Below are 18,486 nucleotides of genomic sequence, written 5' to 3'. Positions count from 1 at the left end.
CCTTCTGTAGGTAGTGGGCAGCAACGCGGACGGAGGATGCCGCCTCATTGTGCGATGTTCCAGTCAGTGCCGCGTGCAGCAACGGATCATGGCACGCCCCGGTCGCCGTCGTCCGATTCAAGCAAGACGGCGCCGTCGCCGCGTTGTGACAACTGGTCGCCAGGGTTTCGCAACGGACAGTCCTTCAGTGACAGGCAACCACAGCCGATGCAGCCGTCAAGCTGGTCGCGCAGCTGGACCAGGCTGCGGATGCGCTCGTTCAGCATGTCGCGCCAGTTGCTGGACAGCCTTGCCCAGTCCTTCGAACTGGGCGCCCGTTCGGCTGGAAGATCATCCAGCGCGATCTTGATCGTGGCCAAGGGAACGCCCGCCCGCTGTGCGACCTTGATCACGGCAATGCGCCGCAGCACGTCGCGGCGGTAGCGGCGCTGGTTGCCGTTGTTGCGCCAACCATGGATCAGTCCCTTGGCTTCATAGAAGTGGACGGTGGCAATGCTGACCCCGCTGCGACGCGCGACTTCGCCCACGGAAAGCGGAACGCTGACATCGATCTTCATGGCCGGGGTTCCTTGACCTCATCAATACATGAGGTTTTATAAGGCAGTTCCCTTTTTCCTGCATGTGAACCCTGGGCTGCAGGTCATGAATCATAGGTTTGAACGAAAATGGAACAGCAAGGCATCGCCGTCCCCGGCACCCGCTGGGGCGATCTCCTGTCCGGCCGCAATGCAGTGCGCTCACTTGCCCTGGCGGGCGGGGTCGCACTGCATGCGGTCAACGTCTACATCGCCACCACCATGTTGCCAACCGTGGTGGAGGACATCGGTGGCCTGGATCTCTACGCATGGAACACCACGCTCTTCGTGGTCGCGTCCATCCTGGGGTCGGCATTGTCGATCAAGCTGCTTGAACGTGCCGGGCCTCGTGGAAGCTATGCACTGGCGACGCTCATCTTCGCAGCCGGTGCCGTGATCTGCGCGCTCGCGACCTCGATGCCGATGATGCTGGTGGGGCGGCTGGTGCAGGGTGTCGGCGGCGGCTTCCTGTTCGCACTGGCCTACGCCATGATCCGGCTCGCGTTCGAAGAGCCGCTCTGGCCCCGCGCGATGGCCCTGGTTTCGGGGATGTGGGGCGTGGCGACGTTGATCGGACTTGCGGTGGGCGGCGTCTTCGCCGAATGGGGCGTATGGCGGGCCGCATTCTGGTCGGTCACCGCGGTTGCCGTGTTGTTCGCGCTGCTGGCGTCGAACGTCCTTCCGCAGAGGGAGGCATCGTCTTCAGCTGCGGCCAGGTCTTCGGTCCCGTGGCTGCAGATCCTGCTGCTGACCCTGGCCGTCATCAGCGTCTCCCTTGGCAGTACATCCTCGAGCGCAGTCAACAATTTCATCGGCATCGTGATGGCCGTGTTCCTCACAGTGGTGCTGGTGAGGATCGAGTCCCGAGCGAAGCAGACGCTGCTTCCTTCCGGCGCTCTCCGGCTCCGCTCGCGGCTGGCCGCGTTGTATGGGCTGATGTCGCTGCTGGTGGTGATGATCACCAGCGGCGAGGTCTTCGTGCCACTGTTCCTGCAGGTGCTGCATCAGCAATCACCGCTTGCTGCGGGCTACCTCGCGGCGCTGATGGCGGCCGGTTGGACGCTCGGGTCGTTGGTCGGCTCCGGCTTCAGCGGGCGCGCCGTTGACCGGGCGTTGATGATCGGCCCGGCGCTGGGGTGGGTGGGCATGATCGGGCTGGCGCTGCGGGTGCCGGCTGCGGGCAGCGGTACGTGGTTGCAGATGGTGCCGATCTGCGTGGCGCTGGCCGTCATCGGGATCGGCGTGGGTCTGGCTTGGCCTCACCTGCTGACACGTGTTCTGACCTCTGCACCGCCGGAGGAACAGGAGCGCGCCGGTGCGTCGATCACCACCATCCAGCTGTTCGCCACCGCGGCCGGGGCAGCGCTTGCCGGGATGGTCGCCAATGCAGCGGGACTGATCGAGCCGGGCGGGGCCGAGGGAACCGCGCGTGCGGCCCGGTGGCTGTTTGCCACCTTCGCGCTGGCGCCGATGCTGGGCATGCTGCTGGTGAAGCGATGCCGCTTTCCGGCAGACGTGAACTGAGGAACGGAGGAGGGCGCAGCGACCTTGCCGGGCCGCTGCGCCATGCCATCAGTTGCTGGCTGCCTTCACGGCTTCGGCCGCGTCAATGATGCCTGGCCCGCAGCCACCCGGGCAGTTCGCTGCGGCGATCGGGTGCGCAGTGCGACGCAGGATGTCCTTGACCTGGTCGGTGGTCTTTGGCACCGGCGCCACCGCTTGCATCAGCGCGACGATGCCAGCGACGTGAGGCGCCGCCATCGAAGTGCCGGACATGAAGTCGAAGGCGTTGTTACCCACCGTGGACAGGATGCCCTGCGCCGGATGCTGACGGGTCGGGGCGCAGTTGGCCTGGCTAGGCGGCGTGGCCAGCGGCAGGAACTCGCCGACGGACGCGCGGCAGGACCAGGTTTCACCACCGGGTGCGGTGATATGGATGCCTGCGCCATAGTTGGAGTAGAACGCGCGTCGCCCGCCCTGATCGTTGGCAGCCACCGCGATCACGCCCTTGCAGTTCGCCGGAGCAAACTCGGACACATCCAGATTGCTGTTGCCGGCGGCGACCACCACGATGGTGCCCTGCGCGGTGATGTCGTCGATTGCATCCTGCTCGGCCGGCGAGCAGGCGCGGCGGCCGCCCAGGCTGAGATTGATGACTTCGGCCGGGTTCGCATTGGCCGGGACGTTGGGCACGTTGATGCCGGCACTCCAGAGCATGCCATCGATGATGTCGGCGGAACCGCCATTGCCCTGGTTGCCGAGTACGCGTACCGGCACGACCTTCGCGTTGTAGGCCACGCCGGCCACGCCGATCTGGTTGTTGGTCACCGCAGCGACCGTTCCAGCGACGTGGGTGCCGTGTGCGATGCCCGAGGCATCGAAGGCATCCGCGTCGCGTCCATCGCCATCGTCGGAGCCGCCACAGCCGGGATTCATTCCGCCGATGATGCATTGCCAATCACTGAACGGACGGGTCGACGAGATCATGTCGTAGCCCGGCAGCAGGTTGGCCTGCAGGTCGTTGTTGTTGAGGTAGCCCGAATCGACCACAGCCACCACCACGCCCTGGCCAGTGGAGCGATCCCACGCGCCGGGCAGGCGCGCGCCACTGGTCGGATTGCTGTAGTGCCACTGCTCGCCGTAGCGTGGGTCGTTCGGTGTGGCGAATGCGCTCATCATGTAGTTCGGCTGCACATACTCGACGTCCGGATCGTCGGCGATGCGCTGCATCAGGATCTGCGCTTCCGGGAGGTCCAGTGGCTTGTCCGTGGTGACCACGTCGGCCCCGCCGCCCATGCGGCGTTGATGGGTTACGGACGCGGCTGCTGGCGGTGCGTTGCCGATCGAACGCTTGCTGCGCTGCTGGACGCCGAGGCGCTTCTTCAGCGCATCCTGCGCGGTGGTGGCGGAGACGCGCTTGCTGCTGCCGTCCCGGTACTTGACGATGAAACTGCTGTACTGCTCGTTGCTGGCCATGCCTCGCGTCCATACCCGTTCGGTGGGTTGGGCGAAGGCGGGGGCGCTGGCCAGGACCAGGGTGATGGCGCTGGCAAGGGAAACCCGAAGCGACGTACGCATGGATACAGTTCCTTTGTGGAAGATGTGTCGAACAGGCCGTGCCCTTCGGGCTCGGCTTGGATGTGAAGGGTGCAGGTGTCCCGTGGTCTCCTTTTGATGGCGACCAAGGACGAACGGCTTCGCGGACACATCCCCCCCAAGGAGAGGGTGGGAAATTTCTGAAGTGGTTTAGTGATGTCGAAAGCGAGAGAAGATGGCGGTTGCCGACATTGCTTGACGGCATCGGACCGCGATTGCGCCGGGGCGTCGAACTTCGCAGCGGCGTAGAGCAGCCAATAAAAAAGCCCGGAAACCCACGCTGGTGGAATTTCCGGGCTTCTCCGGTCCTTGACGAACCGTTCGTTGGTGGAGGTGGGCGGAATTGAACCGCCGTCCGAAGGCACTCCATCCCCAGCACTACATGCTTAGCTCACCGTTGAATCTCATCCCCGAGCAGCACGGTGTGCAAAGCGCACCCGGGAACCAGCCTGTTGTGTTCTAGTGCCGGACTGACAGGCAGCCGCCCAGCGCGATTCCATGATAATGACTCTACGCTGCGAGCATGGACACAAGCAGTTTCGAGGCTCCGCCTAATTCGGCAGAAGGTCACGCACCGCAGTTTTTAGGCTGCGAGAGCGACCGGAGCGTAGTTGTCGTCGTTGGCAACTAGAGTTTTGCAGCTGGATTTACGAGGAAAGCTACCCCCTCGGCATGCGCCAGGCGACTTCACAACCCCCGTCGAAACCAATGCACCCCCGGTTTCTTCAAGCATTGCAAGGCTTTGGGGCCAATGCCGTCATAAAAGCTGACACTGACCCTGCCCAACGAGACGGATCTTACGGCAATCTTCCTGAACAGTCACGCGGGTGAGCGTCCGTCTCCCAGCTGATTGGCACGTTGCGATCCCTTGGGACGCCGTGCTCGAATTTCCGGTACCACTCCACGGGGGGCCTCATGGCCATTTCCGTCAGCCCCGGCAACTGGGGACAGTATCGGATCGGGCAAGAGGTGCGCGCTGGCATGCTGTCGGCTGAATCGTCCTGGTACATCCAGCCACACGCAGATCGGGCGGCGAAGGCCCTCGCGGCGGCGTTTCCGGCAACAGGTCCTGCATCAGGGCTGCAGGCCGATCTGTTGTTGAAGGCAGTGGCATCGGTCTGTGCTCAAGACGGGCCGCAATAGCGCCAAACGCTGAAGCGGGCCGGCGTAGGTGCGATCAGGCTTGATAGCATCCAGATTCCTGAAGTTGAGCCAGTGGAAGGACGCCATGACGCTAGACGTTGCAGTAACAGATGAACCCAGCGACGAAGCGCTGGAGGTGATTGGCACTGGCTTGGACCAGTTCAATCTGGAGGCTGCAGGGTGTGCCGATCGACGCGCGCTGGCGGTACTGGTTACCGATCCGGCCAGCGGCAAGGTAGTAGGGGGCCTTACCGGGCGAACCTCACTGGGCCTGTGGTTCGTGGATCTGTTCCATCTGCCAGCGGCCCATCGCGGCAACGGGCTGGGGTCGCGTGTGCTGAAGGCCGCAGAGGATGAAGCGCGGCGTCGCGGTTGCCGTTCCGGCGTGCTGTACACCCTCAGCTTCCAGGCGCCCGACTTCTATGTGAAGCATGGATGGGTCGTGTTCGGCCGGGTGCCATGCGATCCGGTCGGCACATGCAGGGTGTTCCTCAGCAAGGATCTGTCGGCGGGGTGAGCGCTGCGGGCGAGCCGCGCGTCCTGTCAATCCGCAACTTGTTGTAGAGCGTCTGTCATAGCGGATTGCTAACTTCGTGGGCACGAATTTGCGACACACTGGCGATGACCATCCGAGCCAGGACAGACACGGAGACCACGGGTGACCGATGCAAGCCAACAACGCAGCCTGCGGCAGCTGATCGGGCCGGTCGGTGCCGACTACCAGCGGCGTGCGTTGCCGCCGGGCTGGGTCTGGGCGGTGCTGGCGGTGCTGCTGGCGGCCACCTGGGTGACGGAGTTGCCGGCCACGGCAGCTGCGGCACTGGTCGCCAGCGCGGTGGTGGTGCACTGGTCGCAGCGCGGCCGCATCCATTGGCTGGGGTGGCGCCTGCCGGGTCTGGCAGTGCTGGCCGCCCTGCTGTGGGGGCCGGAAGTGCTGTCGCAGTGGTTCGAGCACGGGCTGGCTGTGGTGCTGATGTCGCTGGCCAGTCTCAGCATCGGCGTGCATGTGTGGCAGTCGCGACAGATGGCGCGCCAGCTGCAGGGCGCGGCCGATGCACTGGACGACGCCCAGTTGCTGGCGTTGCTGCCGGCTGATGCCGCGAACCTGGCCCAACAGTGGCGCTTGGGCGATGACCGTTACGCACCGGAGCTGGCGGTAGTGATGCACCTGGCGGTGATGCACGCGGCGCTGTCGCCGCGGATGCGCAGGCAGGGCATGCTGGCGGGGTGACCCGCCTTTTGTAGAGTCGAGCCATGCTCGACTGCTTTTCTTACCGAAGCCGAGCATGGCTCGGCTCTACAGAAAGCCAAGGCAGCCGAGCATGGCTCGGCTCTACATGGTCATGTGCAACGGCCTTACGCGTCGCGGTTGCCGCGACGCATCACGCGCTGCTTCTCGATCGCCCAGTCGCGGTCCTTGGCGGCATCGCGCTTGTCGTGGGTCTGCTTGCCCTTGGCCAGCGCGACTTCGAGCTTGATCTTGTTCTTGCTCCAGTACATCGCGGTGGGCACGATCGTGTAGCCATCGCGCTCGACCTTGCCGACCAGCTTGTCGATCTCGCTCCGGTGCAGCAGCAGCTTGCGATCGCGCCGGTCGTTGGCCACGACATGGGTCGAGGCCTGGATCAACGGAGTGATCTGCGCGCCGATCAGGAAGATCTCACCATCCTTCACGTAGGCGTAGGCGTCGACGATGTTGCCGCGGCCAGCACGGATCGATTTCACCTCCCAGCCCTGCAGGGCCAGGCCAGCTTCGAAGCGGTCTTCGATGTGGTACTCGTGGCGGGCACGCTTGTTCAACGCGATGGTTTTGTTGGCCGTCGCGCTCTTTGCTTTATCCTTGCCGCTGTTCTTGCTCATTTCCGTATTGTCTCCGATTCGGGCCCGCCCGGTCGATTGCCGAAACGTCCTGTATTCATGCCTACTATCCGCCGCAGCGCCCTGGTCGAACATTCGGCCGCGCGCATGTTCGACCTGGTCAATGATGTCCAGGCCTATCCGCGCCGTTTCCGCTGGTGTTCGGCTGCCCAGATCCTGGAGCAGGGCGAGGACCGGCTGGTAGCGCGCCTGGACCTGGGCCTGGGCTCGTTCAGCACCTGGTTCCAGACTGAAAACACACTGCAGCGCCCGCACAGCATCGATATGCAGCTGCGCGATGGCCCGTTCAAGCAGCTGCACGGCCGCTGGGAGTTCCATGCGCTGGCCGAAGATGCCTGCAAGGTCACCCTGACCCTGGACTTCGAGCCCAGTTCGCGCCTGCTCGGTCCGGCGCTGGCATTGGGCTTCCAGAGCCTGGCCGACCGCATGGTCAACGACTTCATCCGCGTTGCCGACGAGGCCTGAGCGATGATCGAGGTCGAGGTGGTGCTGGCCTGGCCGCAGCGGGTGCTTTCGCGCCGGTTGCAGCTGGACGAGGGCGCGACCGTGGCCGAGGCCATTGCCGCTGCTGCGCTGGAAGGCAGTGCCGACTGCCCGGCGGCGGCCGTGCATGGGCTGCTGGCGCGCCCGCAGCAGGTGCTGCTGGATGGCGACCGCATCGAGCTGCTACGCCCGTTGCAGGCCGACCCCAAGGACAACCGCCGGCGTCGCGCGCTCGGCGGTTGATTCCTGTCGCCCGTCCGCGAGGACGGGCAGGGGGCGTCAGCGACCCTTCTTCTTCTTGTCCTTCGGCAGATTGCGGCCGAACTGGCGCACGGTCTGCTGGGCCAGGGCCTTGTCGTTACCCGGGAAGTAATCGCCTTCCCAGCGGGTCACGTTGTCATTGTCGAAGAACACGGTGAAGTTCTTCACCTCGGTACGGCCCAGGCGGTTCACGCGCTGGCTGGAGGTGTAGTCCCAGCGCTGGGCGTGGAACGGGTCCGGAATGGACGGGGTGCCCAGCAGCGCAGTGACCTGCTGCTTGCTCTGCCCGACCTGCAGCTTGGCCACGGCATCTTCCCGGATCAGGTTGCCCTGATAGATGGGTTGCTTGTAGATGATGCCGCACCCGGTGGTGGACAGGGCGACGGCGGCGACCAACAGGAGATTGCGCATCGGGACTGGCGGTTGGGGAAATCAAACCGATGATACACTCCCGGCGTGCCACCGCGACCCAATCCGAGGCAGCTGGCGCTAAATCGCCAATGAACGGAGACCTATGGAAACCCACGACCTGCGAAAAGTCGGCCTGAAGGTGACCCATCCACGGATGCGGATCCTGGCGCTGCTTGAACAGCGCAATGCCCAGCACCACATGACCGCCGAAGACATCTACCGCCAGCTGCTCGAGCATGGCGACGAGATCGGCCTGGCGACGGTCTACCGGGTGCTGACCCAGTTCGAGGCCGCCGGCCTCGTGCTCAAGCACAATTTCGAAGGCGGCCAGGCCGTCTACGAGCTGGACCGTGGCGGCCACCACGACCATATGGTCGACGTGGACAGCGGCAAGATCATCGAGTTCGAAAGCCACGAGATCGAGGAGCTGCAGCGCAAGATCGCGGCCGACCACGGCTACGAGCTGGAAGAGCATTCGCTGGTGCTGTACGTGCGCAAGAAGCGCAAGTAAGCCGTTCGGGCCAGCTGGATGCGACGAAACCCCGGGCCTGCCCGGGGTTTTTCGTTGCTTACGGCAGATCCACGCCATGCGGGAGGGGCCCCATCAACACCTCCATATCCACCGCCTCGGCCATGGCCCGGTTGCCCGCATCGCCCGGGTGCAGGTGATCGCCGGAGTCGTAGGCGGCGGCCATCCGTGACGGATCGGCCGGGTCGCGCAGCGCCGGATCCAGGTCGATCACTGCATCGAACGGGCTGTCACTGCGCAGCCAGGCATTGAGCTGCTGGCGCAGGGCCTCCTTGTCCGGCTGGTAGTAGTCGTCCAGCGGCGTGCCGGGCAGGGCGCCGGCGAACGGCGTCAGGGTGGCGCCGAGGATGCGTAGACCCCGCCGATGGGCCTGCTCGGCCAGGGTGCGATACCCCGCCTGCAGTTCGGCCAGCGTGGGCCGGGCCTGGTTCCGGGCGAAGGCGGTGCCGGGCCAGCTGATGTCATTGATGCCGATCAGCACGACTACGCTGACCACGCCTGGTTGATCCAGCACGTCACGCCGGAAGCGGGCCAGGGCGGATTCGCCCATGCCATCGCGCAGCAGCCGCCCCCCGGAAATACCGGCGTTGACCACGGCAACGCCCCGCGGTGCCAGACGCGCCGCCAGATGGTCGGTCCAGCGCTGGTCCAGATCGAGGCTGGCGGTGGCGCCATCGGTAATCGAGTCGCCGATCACCACCACGCTGCGTGCGCTGGCAGCGGCCTCGACCTCGATGCCGGCCAGGAACAGGCGGGCAGTGGTGCTGCTGGCCCCGCTCAGAGCTTGGGTCAGGCTCTGGTCGCCGGGCGCAATCCAACTGGTCTGCCTGCCCTCCCAATGGAACGTCTGTACCGGCATCGGTTCCGGCACAAAGACACTGATCTGCAACGCCTGGCGATCATCCGTGGCCAGTGGCAGCGGATCGCTCAGCCGTTCCTGACCGGGCTCGATCGATACGCCGGGCTGGCCGTCGAAACTGAGCGGCTGCGGGGTGACACCGGCGTGTGCGGCCACGCTGGCCGCCCCGATCCGCAGCGGCTGGGTGCCGTAGGCATTGCTCAGCCGCACCCGCAGCCGGGGCCCGCCCAGGCTGATGCGCGCGGTCTGGCGGAAGGTCTGGTCCTGCAGCGTGGCCGGGACCAGGGTCGGGAACAGGAAATCGGCGCCCCAGACCGGTTGCGGACTAGCCTGCCAGCTGGCGACCCAGTGCGGGGCCGGGGCGGCACTGGCTGCGCTGGAGAGGGCGATCAAGGCGGTCGCGGTGAGCTGGCTGAGGCGGTTCATCGGGCAATCCCGGGAGGAGGGAGGGCCATGGTGATTCTCCGTCGATCTGTGAACTAGACTGCGCATGGATAATCATCTGTGAACTGGATTCATCGCCATGGCGCGACCCGACATCAACCGATCCGGCGAACTGGAAGTGTTCGTGCGGGTGATCGAGACCGGTGGCTTCTCCGCCGCGGCCCGTACCCTGGACATGACGCCGTCGGCAGTCAGCAAGCTGGTAGCCCGGCTGGAGCAACGGCTGGGTACGCGCCTGCTGCAGCGCTCCACCCGCCAGCTGCAGCTGACCCCGGAAGGCTGCGCATTCTACGAGCGCGGCCTGCGCGTGCTGGCCGACCTGGAGGAGGCCGAGCGCTGTGCCAGCGCCCATGCCGAGCCGCGCGGACGCCTGCGGGTCAATTCCAACGTGCCGTTCGGCCAGCATTTCCTGTTGCCGCTGCTGCCGGCATTCCTGGAGCGCAATCCGCAGGTGGGGGTGGATCTGACCTTGAACGACGAGGTGATCGACCTGCTTGAGCAGCGCACCGACGTGGCGGTGCGGGCCGGCCCGCTGAAGAGTTCCAGCCTGGTGGCGCGATGGCTGGGTGCGACGCGGATGATGATCGTGGCCGCGCCAGCCTACGCGCAGCGGCATGGACTGCCGCGCAACGCTGAGGAGCTGATGTCGCACAACCGTCTGGACATCGGCCATGCGCGTGCGATGCAGGGCTGGCCGCTGCTGCAGGACGGTCGCGAGCGCATGCTGCTGCCCAGTGGCAATGCCCGCGCCAGCAACGGCAACGCGCTGCGGCAGCTGGTGCTGGGCGGGTTGGGCATGGCGCGGCTGGCGACCTACCAGGTGCAGGAGGACATCGCCGCCGGACGCCTGTTGCCGGTGCTGGAGGAGGCCAACCCCGGTGACCTGGAAGAGGTGCACGCGGTGTTCCTGGGGCAGGGCGGCTACCTGCCGCTGAGGGTGCGTGCGTTCCTCGATTTCCTGGTGGAAACGGTGGATCTGGCGCGGCCACGGGGGTAGTGCCGGCCGCTGGCCGGCAATCTCATGATCTTCGTTCACCTGTGTTGGGTTGCCGGCCAGCGGCCGGCACTACCTCGCGCGTTGTAGATCCACGCCATGCGTGGATAACCGCGAACAGGCCTCAGACCTGCAGCAGCTTGCGTGCGGCGGCGCGCGCTTCCTTGCTCACTTCCACGCCGCCCAGCATGCGCGCCAGTTCTTCCTCGCGTGCCTTGCTGTCCAGCTTTTCCACCGCGCTCTGGGTCATGCCTTCCACCGGGGCCTTGCTGACCCGGTAATGCGCGTGGCCCTTGGAGGCGACCTGCGGCAGGTGGGTCACGCACAGCACTTGGCGCTTCTCGCCAAGGGCGCGCAGCTTCTGGCCGACGATGTCCGCCACCGCGCCGCCGATGCCGGAGTCGACTTCGTCGAACACCATGGTCGGTACTGCATCCAGGTCCAGCGCGGCCACTTCGATGGCCAGCGAAATGCGCGACAGTTCACCGCCCGAGGCCACCTTGCGCAGGGCGCGCGGCGGCTGGCCGGCGTTGGCCGCCACCAGGAACTCCACGCGTTCGGCACCCTGCGGATCGGGCTTGCCAGTGTCCTGTGGCTCCAGCTCGATCAGGAACTGGCCGCCGCCCATGCCGAGCTCGGCGATGATGCCGGTGGTGGTGGCCGACAGTTCGGCAGCGGCGCTGCGACGGCTGACGGTCAGCACCTCGGCCTGTACGCGCCAGGCCGCAGCGGCCTTGTCGATTTCGCCGGCCAGGCGCTGCAGGCGTTCGTCGGCGCCGCGCAGCTGTTCGACTTCGGCATGCATGCGCTCGCGCTGCGCGCCCAGCTCGTCCATCGGCACGCGGTGCTTGCGGGCCAGGTCGTGCAGGCGGCCGAGACGACGCTCGTTCTCCTCGAACTGCTCCGGGTCGGCGTCGAGGTCGTCATGCACGCGGTCCAGCAGCGACAGGGCTTCGTGCAGCTGGATCGAGGCGTTCTCGATCAGGCCGTCCACCTCGCCCAGGCGCGGGTCGTGTTCGATCAGGCGCGACAGCTCGTGGCGCACCTGCTGCAGCAGGTCCAGCGCGGAACTGCCGTCGTCGCCATTGAGCTGGTTGCTGGCCGCCTGGCAGGCGCTCAGCAGGGCGCTGGCGTGGGCCTGGCGGCGGTGGCTGGCACCGAGTGCGACGATCGACTCCGGTTCCAGATCTTCGCGGTCCAGTTCGCGCAGCTGGTGCTCCAGGAAGCCGATCCGGTCACTGACGTCGCCCTGTTGCGACAGCGCCAGCGATTCATCGACCAGAGCCTGCCAGGCCGCGGCGGCGCGGCGCACCTGGCGGCGCTCGTTCTCGTTGCCGGCATAGGCATCCAGCAGGGCCAGCTGCGACGGGCGCGTCAGCAGGGCCTGCTGTTCGTGCTGGCCGTGGATCTCCACCAGCAGCGAGGCCAGGTCGCCCAGCTGGGCCAGGGTCACCGGACGGCCATTGATCCACGCCCGGGAACCGCCATCGGCACGGATCACACGGCGCAGCTGGCATTGTTCCTCGTCGTCCAGCTCGTTGTCGGCCAGCCACTGGCGCGCGGCCTGCAGCTGGTCCAGCGCGAACTCGGCGGAAAGTTCGGCGCGCGCAGCGCCGTGGCGGACCACGCCACTGTCGGCGCGCAGGCCGGACAGGAAGCCCAGCGCGTCGACCATCAGCGACTTGCCGGCGCCGGTCTCGCCTGAAACCACGGTCATGCCTGGCCCGAACTCCAGTTCGGTGGCGCGGACGACGGCAAAATCCTTGATCGAAAGATGTCTGAGCATGGGTAAGGGGGTATCAGCAGCCGCGCAACGCTAGCACGCGGGCGAGGGAGGTCCAATGACTTGCCAAGGTGATGCGCCGCCATTATCTAGTGTCCGTGTCTCACAGGTTGATTCCATGCACGGTTCTCCCGACCAGCTTGCCCCGCGTGCGCGCCATCTGCTGCGCACGCTGATTGCGCGTTACATCCAGGACGGTGAGCCGGTCGGCTCGCAGACGCTGGCGCGTGTGGCTGGCCTGGAGGTCAGCCCGGCCACCATCCGCAACATCCTCGGCGACCTTGAAGACCTGGGGCTGCTGGCGTCGCCGCATACCTCGGCCGGGCGCATCCCGACCGCGCATGGCTACCGGGTGTTCGTCGACAGCCTGCTGCAGATGCAGCCGCCGGGCGAGGGCGAGCTGGCCCGTCTGCGTCAGGAGCTGGCCAGCGGCGGCAGCACCCAGGCCCTGCTCGGCAGCGCCTCGGAGCTGCTGTCGGCGATGAGCCACTTCGTCGGCGTGGTCAGCGCCCCGCGGCGCGAGCAGTTCGCCTTCCGCCAGATCGATTTCGTGGCGCTGGACGGGCGCCGGGTGCTGGCGATCCTGGTGTTTGCCGACAACGAGGTGCAGAACCGGGTCATCGAGACCCGCCAGGACTTCGCGCCAGGCCAGCTGGAGCAGGTCGCCAACTACCTCAATGCCCATTTCGCCGGCCTGCCGATGGCCGAGATCCGCACCCGCCTGCTGCTGGAGCTGCGCGATGCCCGTTCCGAGCTGGAGCAGCTGCTGGCGCACAGCATCGAACTGGCCGAGCAGGCCCTGCAGCCGGCCGCCGACGACATGCTGGTGGCCGGCCAGACCCGCCTGATGGGGGTGCAGGACCTGTCCGACCTGGAGCGCCTGCGCGAACTGTTCGAGCTGTTCTCCAGCAAGCGCGAGATCCTGCAGCTGCTGGAGCGCACCATCCAGGCCCCGGGGGTGCGCATCTTCATTGGCGAGGAGACCGGGATGATGCCGCTGCAGGGGGTCTCGCTGGTCACCGCCCCGTACACCGCCAATGGCCAGGTACTGGGCGTGCTGGGCGTGATCGGCCCCAAGCGGATGGCCTACGACCGCATGATTCCGCTGGTCCAGGCCACTGCCGATGTGCTCGGCGCGGCCTTTTCACCGGCCGGGCGCACTCCCGGAACATCCGACGCTTGAAACGCAGCATCCCGCCCACACTAGGGTGGGTGGAGGCGGAGACTGACCGCCAGGGACCCAGACATGAACCACGAACATCCAGATATCGAATCCCAGCAGACTGCCGCCGATGCGGCCGCCGCCGCCGGCGTCAACGACGAAGTGGAGCGCCTGCGCGCCGAAGTCGAGCAGATCAAGGCCGATGCGCTGCGTGAGCGCGCCGACCTCGAGAACCAGCGCAAGCGTGTTGCCCGTGACATTGAGCAGGCCCGCAAGTTCGCCAACGAGAAGCTGCTTGGCGAGCTGCTGCCGGTATTCGACAGCCTGGATGCCGGCCTGAAGGCCGCCGGCGACGACCCGCATCCGCTGCGCGAAGGCCTGGAGCTGACCTACAAGCAGCTGCTGAAGGTCGCTGCCGACAACGGCCTGGTCCTGCTGGACCCGATCGGCCAGCCGTTCAACCCGGAACACCACCAGGCGATCAGCCAGGTGCCGACCCCGGGCGCCGCCCCGGGCAGCGTGGTGACCGTGTTCCAGAAGGGCTACCTGCTCAACGAGCGCCTGCTGCGGCCGGCGCTGGTGGTGGTGGCCGCCGATTGATCGGCCGGGCCGGGCCATGCCCGGTCCCGGTCGTGCCAGGCCATGCCTGGCAAGGTTTTCCAGGCGCTGAACACAGCGTTCGGGAGGTGGCTTGAATGTTCCACGAGCCCCCCCCACATCGTATTCATCCACCGGCCGAGCGGCCGGACTGACCCCAACAAGCATCCTCAGGAGTCTCCCCCATGGGCAAGATCATTGGTATCGACCTCGGCACCACCAACTCGTGCGTGGCGATCATGGACGGCGGCAAGGCCCGCGTCATCGAGAATTCGGAAGGCGATCGCACCACCCCGTCGATCGTCGCCTACACCAAGGACGGCGAAGTCCTGGTCGGCGCCTCGGCCAAGCGCCAGGCCGTCACCAACCCGAAGAACACCTTCTACGCGGTGAAGCGCCTGATCGGCCGCAAGTTCACCGACGCCGAAGTGCAGAAGGACATCGCGCACGTCCCGTACGGCATCCTGGCCCATGACAATGGCGACGCCTGGGTGTCGACCAGCGACGGCAAGAAGATGGCCCCGCAGGAAATCTCGGCCAAGGTGCTGGAAAAGATGAAGAAGACCGCCGAGGACTTCCTCGGTGAGAAGGTCACCGAAGCGGTCATCACCGTGCCGGCCTACTTCAACGACAGCCAGCGCCAGGCGACCAAGGACGCCGGCCGCATTGCGGGCCTGGACGTCAAGCGCATCATCAACGAGCCGACTGCGGCTGCGCTGGCCTATGGCCTGGACAAGGGTGACAACAAGGATCGCAAGATCGTGGTGTACGACCTGGGCGGCGGCACCTTCGACGTCTCGGTGATCGAGATCGCCAACGTCGACGGCGAGAAGCAGTTCGAAGTGCTGGCCACCAACGGCGACACCTTCCTGGGCGGCGAAGACTTCGACAACCGCGTCATCGAGTACCTGGTTGAAGAGTTCAACAAGGACCAGGGCATCGACCTGCGCAAGGATCCGCTGGCCCTGCAGCGCCTGAAGGACGCCGCCGAGCGCGCCAAGATCGAGCTGTCCAGCGCCCAGCAGACCGAAGTGAACCTGCCGTACGTCACCGCTGACGCCTCGGGTCCGAAGCACCTGAACATCAAGCTGACCCGCGCCAAGCTGGAAGCGCTGGTGGAAGACCTGATCAAGAAGTCGATCGAGCCGTGCCGCGTTGCCCTGAACGATGCCGGCCTGCGTTCGAGCGACATCAGCGAAGTGATCCTGGTCGGTGGCCAGACCCGCATGCCGAAGGTGCAGCAGGCGGTGACCGAGTTCTTCGGCAAGGAACCGCGCAAGGACGTCAACCCGGACGAAGCCGTGGCACTGGGTGCTGCGATCCAGGGCGGCGTGCTGGGCGGCGACGTCAAGGATGTGCTGCTGCTGGACGTGACCCCGCTGTCGCTGGGCATCGAGACCATGGGCGGCGTGTTCACCAAGATCATCGAGAAGAACACCACCATCCCGACCAAGGCCTCGCAGGTGTTCTCCACCGCCGAGGACAACCAGTCGGCCGTGACCGTGCACGTGCTGCAGGGTGAGCGCGAACAGGCCCGCTTCAACAAGTCGCTGGCCAAGTTCGACCTGTCCGGCATCGAGCCGGCCCCGCGCGGCCTGCCGCAGGTGGAAGTGTCCTTCGACATCGACGCCAACGGCATCCTGCACGTGTCGGCCAAGGACAAGAAGACCAACAAGGAACAGAAGGTCGAGATCAAGGCCGGTTCGGGCCTGTCCGAGGAAGAGATCGCACGCATGGTCGCCGACGCGGAAGCCAACCGCGAAGAAGACAAGAAGTTCCAGGAGCTGGTGCAGGCCCGCAACCAGGCCGACGCCCTGATCCACGGCACCCGCAGCGCCATCACCGAGCACGGCAGCAAGGTCGGCGGCGATGTCATCGGCAAGGTCGAGGCGGCGCTGGCCGACCTGGAAACCGCGATGAAGGGTGACGACAAGGCACAGATCGAAGCCAAGTCGAAGGCACTGGAAGAAGCCGGCCAGTCGCTGTTCGCCGCCGCTTCGGCCGACCAGGGCGGTGCCGCCCCGGGTGCCGACGCTGGCAATGCGGGCAAGCCGCAGGATGACGTGGTGGACGCCGAGTTCACCGAAGTCAAGGACGACAAGAAGTCCTGATCCGGACCGACACGGGACGCTGGCCATCAGCGTCCCGTTGTCGCATCAGGGTCCTGACCGCCCACCGGCGTGTCGGGGCGCCCGACGCAAGAGCGGACCTGGTTCCGCTCTTCCGCTTTGACGAATCCCGACTTTCCGGAACCCGATTCACGATATGAGCAAGCGCGATTACTACGAAGTGCTGGGCGTTGCCCGCACCGCCAACGACGAAGAGCTGAAGAAGGCCTACCGTCGCTGCGCGATGAAGTTCCACCCGGACCGCAACCCGGGTGATGCGGCGGCCGAAGCCTCCTTCAAGGAGTGCAAGGAAGCCTACGAAGTGCTGTCCGACGGCAACAAGCGCCGCATGTACGACAGCCATGGCCACGCCGCGTTCGAGCACGGCATGGGCGGAGGCGGTCCGGGCGGCCCGGACATGAACGATATCTTCGGCGATATCTTCGGCAACATCTTTGGCGGTGGCGGCGGTGGTCCGCGCCAGGCCCGTCGTGGCGCCGACATCGGCTACGTGATGGAACTGGACCTGGAAGAGGCCGTGCGCGGCGTCGAGCGCCGCATCGAGATCCCGACCCTGGCCGAGTGCGGCGACTGCGATGGCAGTGGCTCCGAAGACGGCAAGGTCGAGACCTGCAACGTGTGCCATGGCCGCGGCCAGGTGCGCATCCAACGCGGCATCTTCGCCATGCAGCAGGCCTGCCACAACTGCGGCGGCCGCGGCCAGATCATTGCCAAGCCCTGCAAGACCTGCCACGGCAATGGCCGTGTCGAGGAAGACAAGGTGCTGTCGGTGAAGGTGCCGGCGGGCGTCGATACCGGCGACCGCATCCGCCTGCAGGGCGAAGGCGAGGCCGGTCCGGCCGGTACGCCGCCGGGCGACCTGTACGTGGAAGTGCGCGTGCGCGAGCATGCGATCTTCCAGCGCGATGGCGACGATCTGCACTGCGAAGTGCCGATCCGCATCTCGCAGGCGGCACTGGGTGACACCGTGCGCGTGGCCACCCTGGGCGGCGAAGCGGAGATCCGCATCCCGGCCGAGACCCAGACCGGCAAGCTGTTCCGCCTGCGTGGCAAGGGCGTGCGTTCGGTGCGCAGCCGCAGCGAAGGCGACCTGTACTGCCGTGTGGTGGTGGAGACCCCGGTCAACCTCACCAACGAGCAGCGCAAGCTGCTGGAGCAGTTCGAAGCCACCTTCGTCGGCGAGGAAGCGCGCAAGCATTCGCCGAAGTCGGCCACCTTCATGGATGGCGTGAAGGGCTTCTGGGACCGGATGACGTCCTGAGTTTTCAACGCAAACGTTGAACGGCAGCGCCGGGCCATGCCCGGCGTTTTCGTTTGCGGTCAGCGGAAAAACGCCGCTGGTGTCTGCCCCAGCTGCCGCTTGAACATGCTGGTGAATGCGCTGGGGCTGTCATAGCCCATCGCCAGCGCGACATCGATGACTTTGTCGCCGACCGCCAGTCGCTCCAGGGCGGCCAGCAGCCGCGCCTGCTGCCGCCACTGCCCGAAGGTCATGCCCAGTTCACTGGCGAAATGACGCTGGATGGTTTTCACGTCCACCTGCAGCGCCTGCGCCCAGTCCTGCAGGGTGGCGTCGTCGCCGGGATGTTTCTGGATGTGCTGGCAGATCCGCTGCAGGCGCGGGTCGGAGGGCGAGGGCAGGTGTAGCGGCAGCACGTCCATGCGGTGCAGCTCGTCCAGCAGCAGGCGCACCACGCGGCCGTCGCGGCTGTCATCCACATGCGCGGTCTCGATCAGGCTGGCGGCGAGCAGCAGCTCGCGCAGCAACGGCGCTACCTGTACCGCGAACGCCTCGTCCGGCAGCTGCGGCGCGAAGTCCGGTTCCACATACAGGCTGCGCATATGCACCTCAGCGATGCAGTCCACCGCATGGGCCATGCCGGCCGGCACCCAGATCGCGCGGGTCGAGGGCACCACCCAGCGGCCGCCATCCGCACGCACCACCATCAGTCCGGACATGGCGAACACCAGCTGGTGACGGCGATGCCGGTGGGGCGCGATGTGGGTGCCGGGTTTGTAGTGGCGGGCGCGGCAGGTCACCGGGCGGTGCACCGGAACCTCGTTCCACGGCGCAGTCTCGCGGACCGGGCAGGGAGTGTCCTTTTTGCGATATGCCATGACCCGAACGCGGCAGAAGGGAGG

The 18,486-nt window shown here is 66.3% G+C and carries 19 protein-coding genes and 1 other RNA gene; 12 read left to right on the top strand and 8 right to left on the bottom strand.

Annotated features, from left to right (window positions below; genetic code table 11):
• Positions 1–86: 86 nt before the first annotated feature.
• Positions 87–557, bottom strand: a complete 471-nt coding sequence (soxR, locus tag ABE423_RS08725) for a redox-sensitive transcriptional activator SoxR (RefSeq protein ID WP_049423593.1) — start codon at positions 555–557, stop codon at positions 87–89.
• Between the two features lie 108 nt (positions 558–665).
• On the opposite strand from soxR, the gene ABE423_RS08720 reads away from it, so the two are divergent.
• Positions 666–2,099: an MFS transporter gene (locus ABE423_RS08720; RefSeq protein ID WP_346485748.1), complete on the top strand. Its 1,434-nt coding sequence runs from the start codon at positions 666–668 to the stop codon at positions 2,097–2,099.
• Between the two features lie 48 nt (positions 2,100–2,147).
• On the opposite strand, the gene ABE423_RS08715 is transcribed toward ABE423_RS08720, so the two are convergent.
• Entirely contained in the window at positions 2,148–3,653 is a 1,506-nt protein-coding gene (locus tag ABE423_RS08715; protein ID WP_223224726.1) for a S8 family serine peptidase, read from the bottom strand.
• A gap of 343 nt (positions 3,654–3,996) precedes the next feature.
• Positions 3,997–4,389, bottom strand: a transfer-messenger RNA (tmRNA) gene (gene ssrA / locus ABE423_RS08710).
• 197 nt (positions 4,390–4,586) lie between these two features.
• Here ssrA and ABE423_RS08705 point away from each other — a divergent pair.
• The 3 genes from ABE423_RS08705 (at position 4,587) to ABE423_RS08695 (ending at position 6,045) form a co-directional block, all read left to right on the top strand.
• Positions 4,587–4,814: a hypothetical protein gene (locus ABE423_RS08705; protein ID WP_258015708.1), complete on the top strand. Its 228-nt coding sequence runs from the start codon at positions 4,587–4,589 to the stop codon at positions 4,812–4,814.
• An 85-nt stretch (positions 4,815–4,899) separates the two neighbouring features.
• Positions 4,900–5,331 carry a GNAT family N-acetyltransferase gene (locus ABE423_RS08700; RefSeq protein WP_346485746.1) on the top strand — a complete coding sequence of 144 codons (432 nt, stop codon included), beginning with the start codon at positions 4,900–4,902 and terminating at the stop codon, positions 5,329–5,331.
• A 141-nt stretch (positions 5,332–5,472) separates the two neighbouring features.
• A complete protein-coding gene (locus tag ABE423_RS08695; RefSeq protein WP_032128284.1) occupies positions 5,473–6,045 on the top strand; it encodes a hypothetical protein in 573 nt (190 codons plus the stop codon).
• A gap of 125 nt (positions 6,046–6,170) precedes the next feature.
• Here the strand turns inward: ABE423_RS08695 and smpB are convergent, their stop codons facing one another.
• The gene (smpB, locus tag ABE423_RS08690) at positions 6,171–6,674 is read right to left on the bottom strand and encodes an SsrA-binding protein SmpB (protein ID WP_010484447.1); all 504 of its coding nucleotides are present in this window, start codon (positions 6,672–6,674) and stop codon (positions 6,171–6,173) included.
• 57 nt (positions 6,675–6,731) lie between these two features.
• On the opposite strand from smpB, the gene ABE423_RS08685 reads away from it, so the two are divergent.
• Entirely contained in the window at positions 6,732–7,157 is a 426-nt protein-coding gene (locus ABE423_RS08685; RefSeq protein ID WP_010484449.1) for a type II toxin-antitoxin system RatA family toxin, read from the top strand.
• Between the two features lie 3 nt (positions 7,158–7,160).
• Positions 7,161–7,418 (top strand): RnfH family protein, encoded by a 258-nt coding sequence (locus ABE423_RS08680; RefSeq protein ID WP_032128285.1) that lies wholly within the window; start codon positions 7,161–7,163, stop codon positions 7,416–7,418.
• A gap of 36 nt (positions 7,419–7,454) precedes the next feature.
• Here the strand turns inward: ABE423_RS08680 and bamE are convergent, their stop codons facing one another.
• Positions 7,455–7,847: an outer membrane protein assembly factor BamE gene (gene bamE / locus ABE423_RS08675; RefSeq protein WP_010484453.1), complete on the bottom strand. Its 393-nt coding sequence runs from the start codon at positions 7,845–7,847 to the stop codon at positions 7,455–7,457.
• A gap of 103 nt (positions 7,848–7,950) precedes the next feature.
• Here bamE and fur point away from each other — a divergent pair, with 103 nt between their 5' ends.
• Positions 7,951–8,358 (top strand): ferric iron uptake transcriptional regulator, encoded by a 408-nt coding sequence (gene fur, locus ABE423_RS08670; protein ID WP_005409235.1) that lies wholly within the window; start codon positions 7,951–7,953, stop codon positions 8,356–8,358.
• Between the two features lie 58 nt (positions 8,359–8,416).
• On the opposite strand, the gene ABE423_RS08665 is transcribed toward fur, so the two are convergent.
• Positions 8,417–9,661, bottom strand: a complete 1,245-nt coding sequence (locus tag ABE423_RS08665) for an SGNH/GDSL hydrolase family protein (RefSeq protein ID WP_346485742.1) — start codon at positions 9,659–9,661, stop codon at positions 8,417–8,419.
• 97 nt (positions 9,662–9,758) lie between these two features.
• On the opposite strand from ABE423_RS08665, the gene ABE423_RS08660 reads away from it, so the two are divergent.
• Positions 9,759–10,676, top strand: coding sequence for a LysR family transcriptional regulator (locus ABE423_RS08660; RefSeq protein ID WP_346485741.1), 918 nt, complete (start codon positions 9,759–9,761; stop codon positions 10,674–10,676).
• A gap of 121 nt (positions 10,677–10,797) precedes the next feature.
• Here the strand turns inward: ABE423_RS08660 and recN are convergent, their stop codons facing one another.
• A complete protein-coding gene (gene recN / locus ABE423_RS08655; protein ID WP_346485739.1) occupies positions 10,798–12,459 on the bottom strand; it encodes a DNA repair protein RecN in 1,662 nt (553 codons plus the stop codon).
• A 115-nt stretch (positions 12,460–12,574) separates the two neighbouring features.
• On the opposite strand from recN, the gene hrcA reads away from it, so the two are divergent.
• The 4 genes from hrcA (at position 12,575) to dnaJ (ending at position 17,605) form a co-directional block, all read left to right on the top strand.
• A complete protein-coding gene (gene hrcA / locus ABE423_RS08650; protein ID WP_032128289.1) occupies positions 12,575–13,639 on the top strand; it encodes a heat-inducible transcriptional repressor HrcA in 1,065 nt (354 codons plus the stop codon).
• Between the two features lie 63 nt (positions 13,640–13,702).
• Complete coding sequence (gene grpE / locus ABE423_RS08645; RefSeq protein ID WP_032128290.1) at positions 13,703–14,218, top strand: nucleotide exchange factor GrpE; 516 nt, start codon at positions 13,703–13,705, stop codon at positions 14,216–14,218.
• Positions 14,219–14,400: 182 nt separating this feature from the next.
• Complete coding sequence (gene dnaK / locus ABE423_RS08640; RefSeq protein ID WP_032128291.1) at positions 14,401–16,326, top strand: molecular chaperone DnaK; 1,926 nt, start codon at positions 14,401–14,403, stop codon at positions 16,324–16,326.
• Positions 16,327–16,480: 154 nt separating this feature from the next.
• Positions 16,481–17,605: a molecular chaperone DnaJ gene (dnaJ, locus tag ABE423_RS08635; protein ID WP_032128292.1), complete on the top strand. Its 1,125-nt coding sequence runs from the start codon at positions 16,481–16,483 to the stop codon at positions 17,603–17,605.
• A 59-nt stretch (positions 17,606–17,664) separates the two neighbouring features.
• Here dnaJ and ABE423_RS08630 read toward each other — a convergent pair whose 3' ends face one another.
• On the bottom strand, positions 17,665–18,462 hold the full coding sequence (locus tag ABE423_RS08630; RefSeq protein WP_049463047.1) for a helix-turn-helix transcriptional regulator: 798 nt from the start codon (positions 18,460–18,462) through the stop codon (positions 17,665–17,667).
• Positions 18,463–18,486: the final 24 nt, after the last annotated feature.

The sequence above is a fragment of the Stenotrophomonas sp. TWI1409 genome, from assembly GCF_039673015.1.
GTDB classification, from domain to species: Bacteria; Pseudomonadota; Gammaproteobacteria; order Xanthomonadales; family Xanthomonadaceae; genus Stenotrophomonas; species Stenotrophomonas maltophilia_A.
This window is presented reverse-complemented; position numbering and strand designations above follow the sequence as displayed.

Bases quoted from the DNA above. Each gene is read 5' to 3' on its own strand.
- soxR (WP_049423593.1), bottom strand. From the start codon at position 557: ATGAAGATCGATGTCAGCGTTCCGCTTTCCGTGGGCGAAGTCGCGCGT.
- ABE423_RS08720 (WP_346485748.1), top strand. From the start codon at position 666: ATGGAACAGCAAGGCATCGCCGTCCCCGGCACCCGCTGGGGCGATCTC.
- ABE423_RS08715 (WP_223224726.1), bottom strand. From the start codon at position 3,653: ATGCGTACGTCGCTTCGGGTTTCCCTTGCCAGCGCCATCACCCTGGTC.
- ABE423_RS08705 (WP_258015708.1), top strand. From the start codon at position 4,587: ATGGCCATTTCCGTCAGCCCCGGCAACTGGGGACAGTATCGGATCGGG.
- ABE423_RS08700 (WP_346485746.1), top strand. From the start codon at position 4,900: ATGACGCTAGACGTTGCAGTAACAGATGAACCCAGCGACGAAGCGCTG.
- smpB (WP_010484447.1), bottom strand. From the start codon at position 6,674: ATGAGCAAGAACAGCGGCAAGGATAAAGCAAAGAGCGCGACGGCCAAC.
- ABE423_RS08685 (WP_010484449.1), top strand. From the start codon at position 6,732: ATGCCTACTATCCGCCGCAGCGCCCTGGTCGAACATTCGGCCGCGCGC.
- ABE423_RS08680 (WP_032128285.1), top strand. From the start codon at position 7,161: ATGATCGAGGTCGAGGTGGTGCTGGCCTGGCCGCAGCGGGTGCTTTCG.
- bamE (WP_010484453.1), bottom strand. From the start codon at position 7,847: ATGCGCAATCTCCTGTTGGTCGCCGCCGTCGCCCTGTCCACCACCGGG.
- fur (WP_005409235.1), top strand. From the start codon at position 7,951: ATGGAAACCCACGACCTGCGAAAAGTCGGCCTGAAGGTGACCCATCCA.
- ABE423_RS08665 (WP_346485742.1), bottom strand. From the start codon at position 9,661: ATGAACCGCCTCAGCCAGCTCACCGCGACCGCCTTGATCGCCCTCTCC.
- ABE423_RS08660 (WP_346485741.1), top strand. From the start codon at position 9,759: ATGGCGCGACCCGACATCAACCGATCCGGCGAACTGGAAGTGTTCGTG.
- recN (WP_346485739.1), bottom strand. From the start codon at position 12,459: ATGCTCAGACATCTTTCGATCAAGGATTTTGCCGTCGTCCGCGCCACC.
- hrcA (WP_032128289.1), top strand. From the start codon at position 12,575: ATGCACGGTTCTCCCGACCAGCTTGCCCCGCGTGCGCGCCATCTGCTG.
- grpE (WP_032128290.1), top strand. From the start codon at position 13,703: ATGAACCACGAACATCCAGATATCGAATCCCAGCAGACTGCCGCCGAT.
- dnaK (WP_032128291.1), top strand. From the start codon at position 14,401: ATGGGCAAGATCATTGGTATCGACCTCGGCACCACCAACTCGTGCGTG.
- dnaJ (WP_032128292.1), top strand. From the start codon at position 16,481: ATGAGCAAGCGCGATTACTACGAAGTGCTGGGCGTTGCCCGCACCGCC.
- ABE423_RS08630 (WP_049463047.1), bottom strand. From the start codon at position 18,462: ATGGCATATCGCAAAAAGGACACTCCCTGCCCGGTCCGCGAGACTGCG.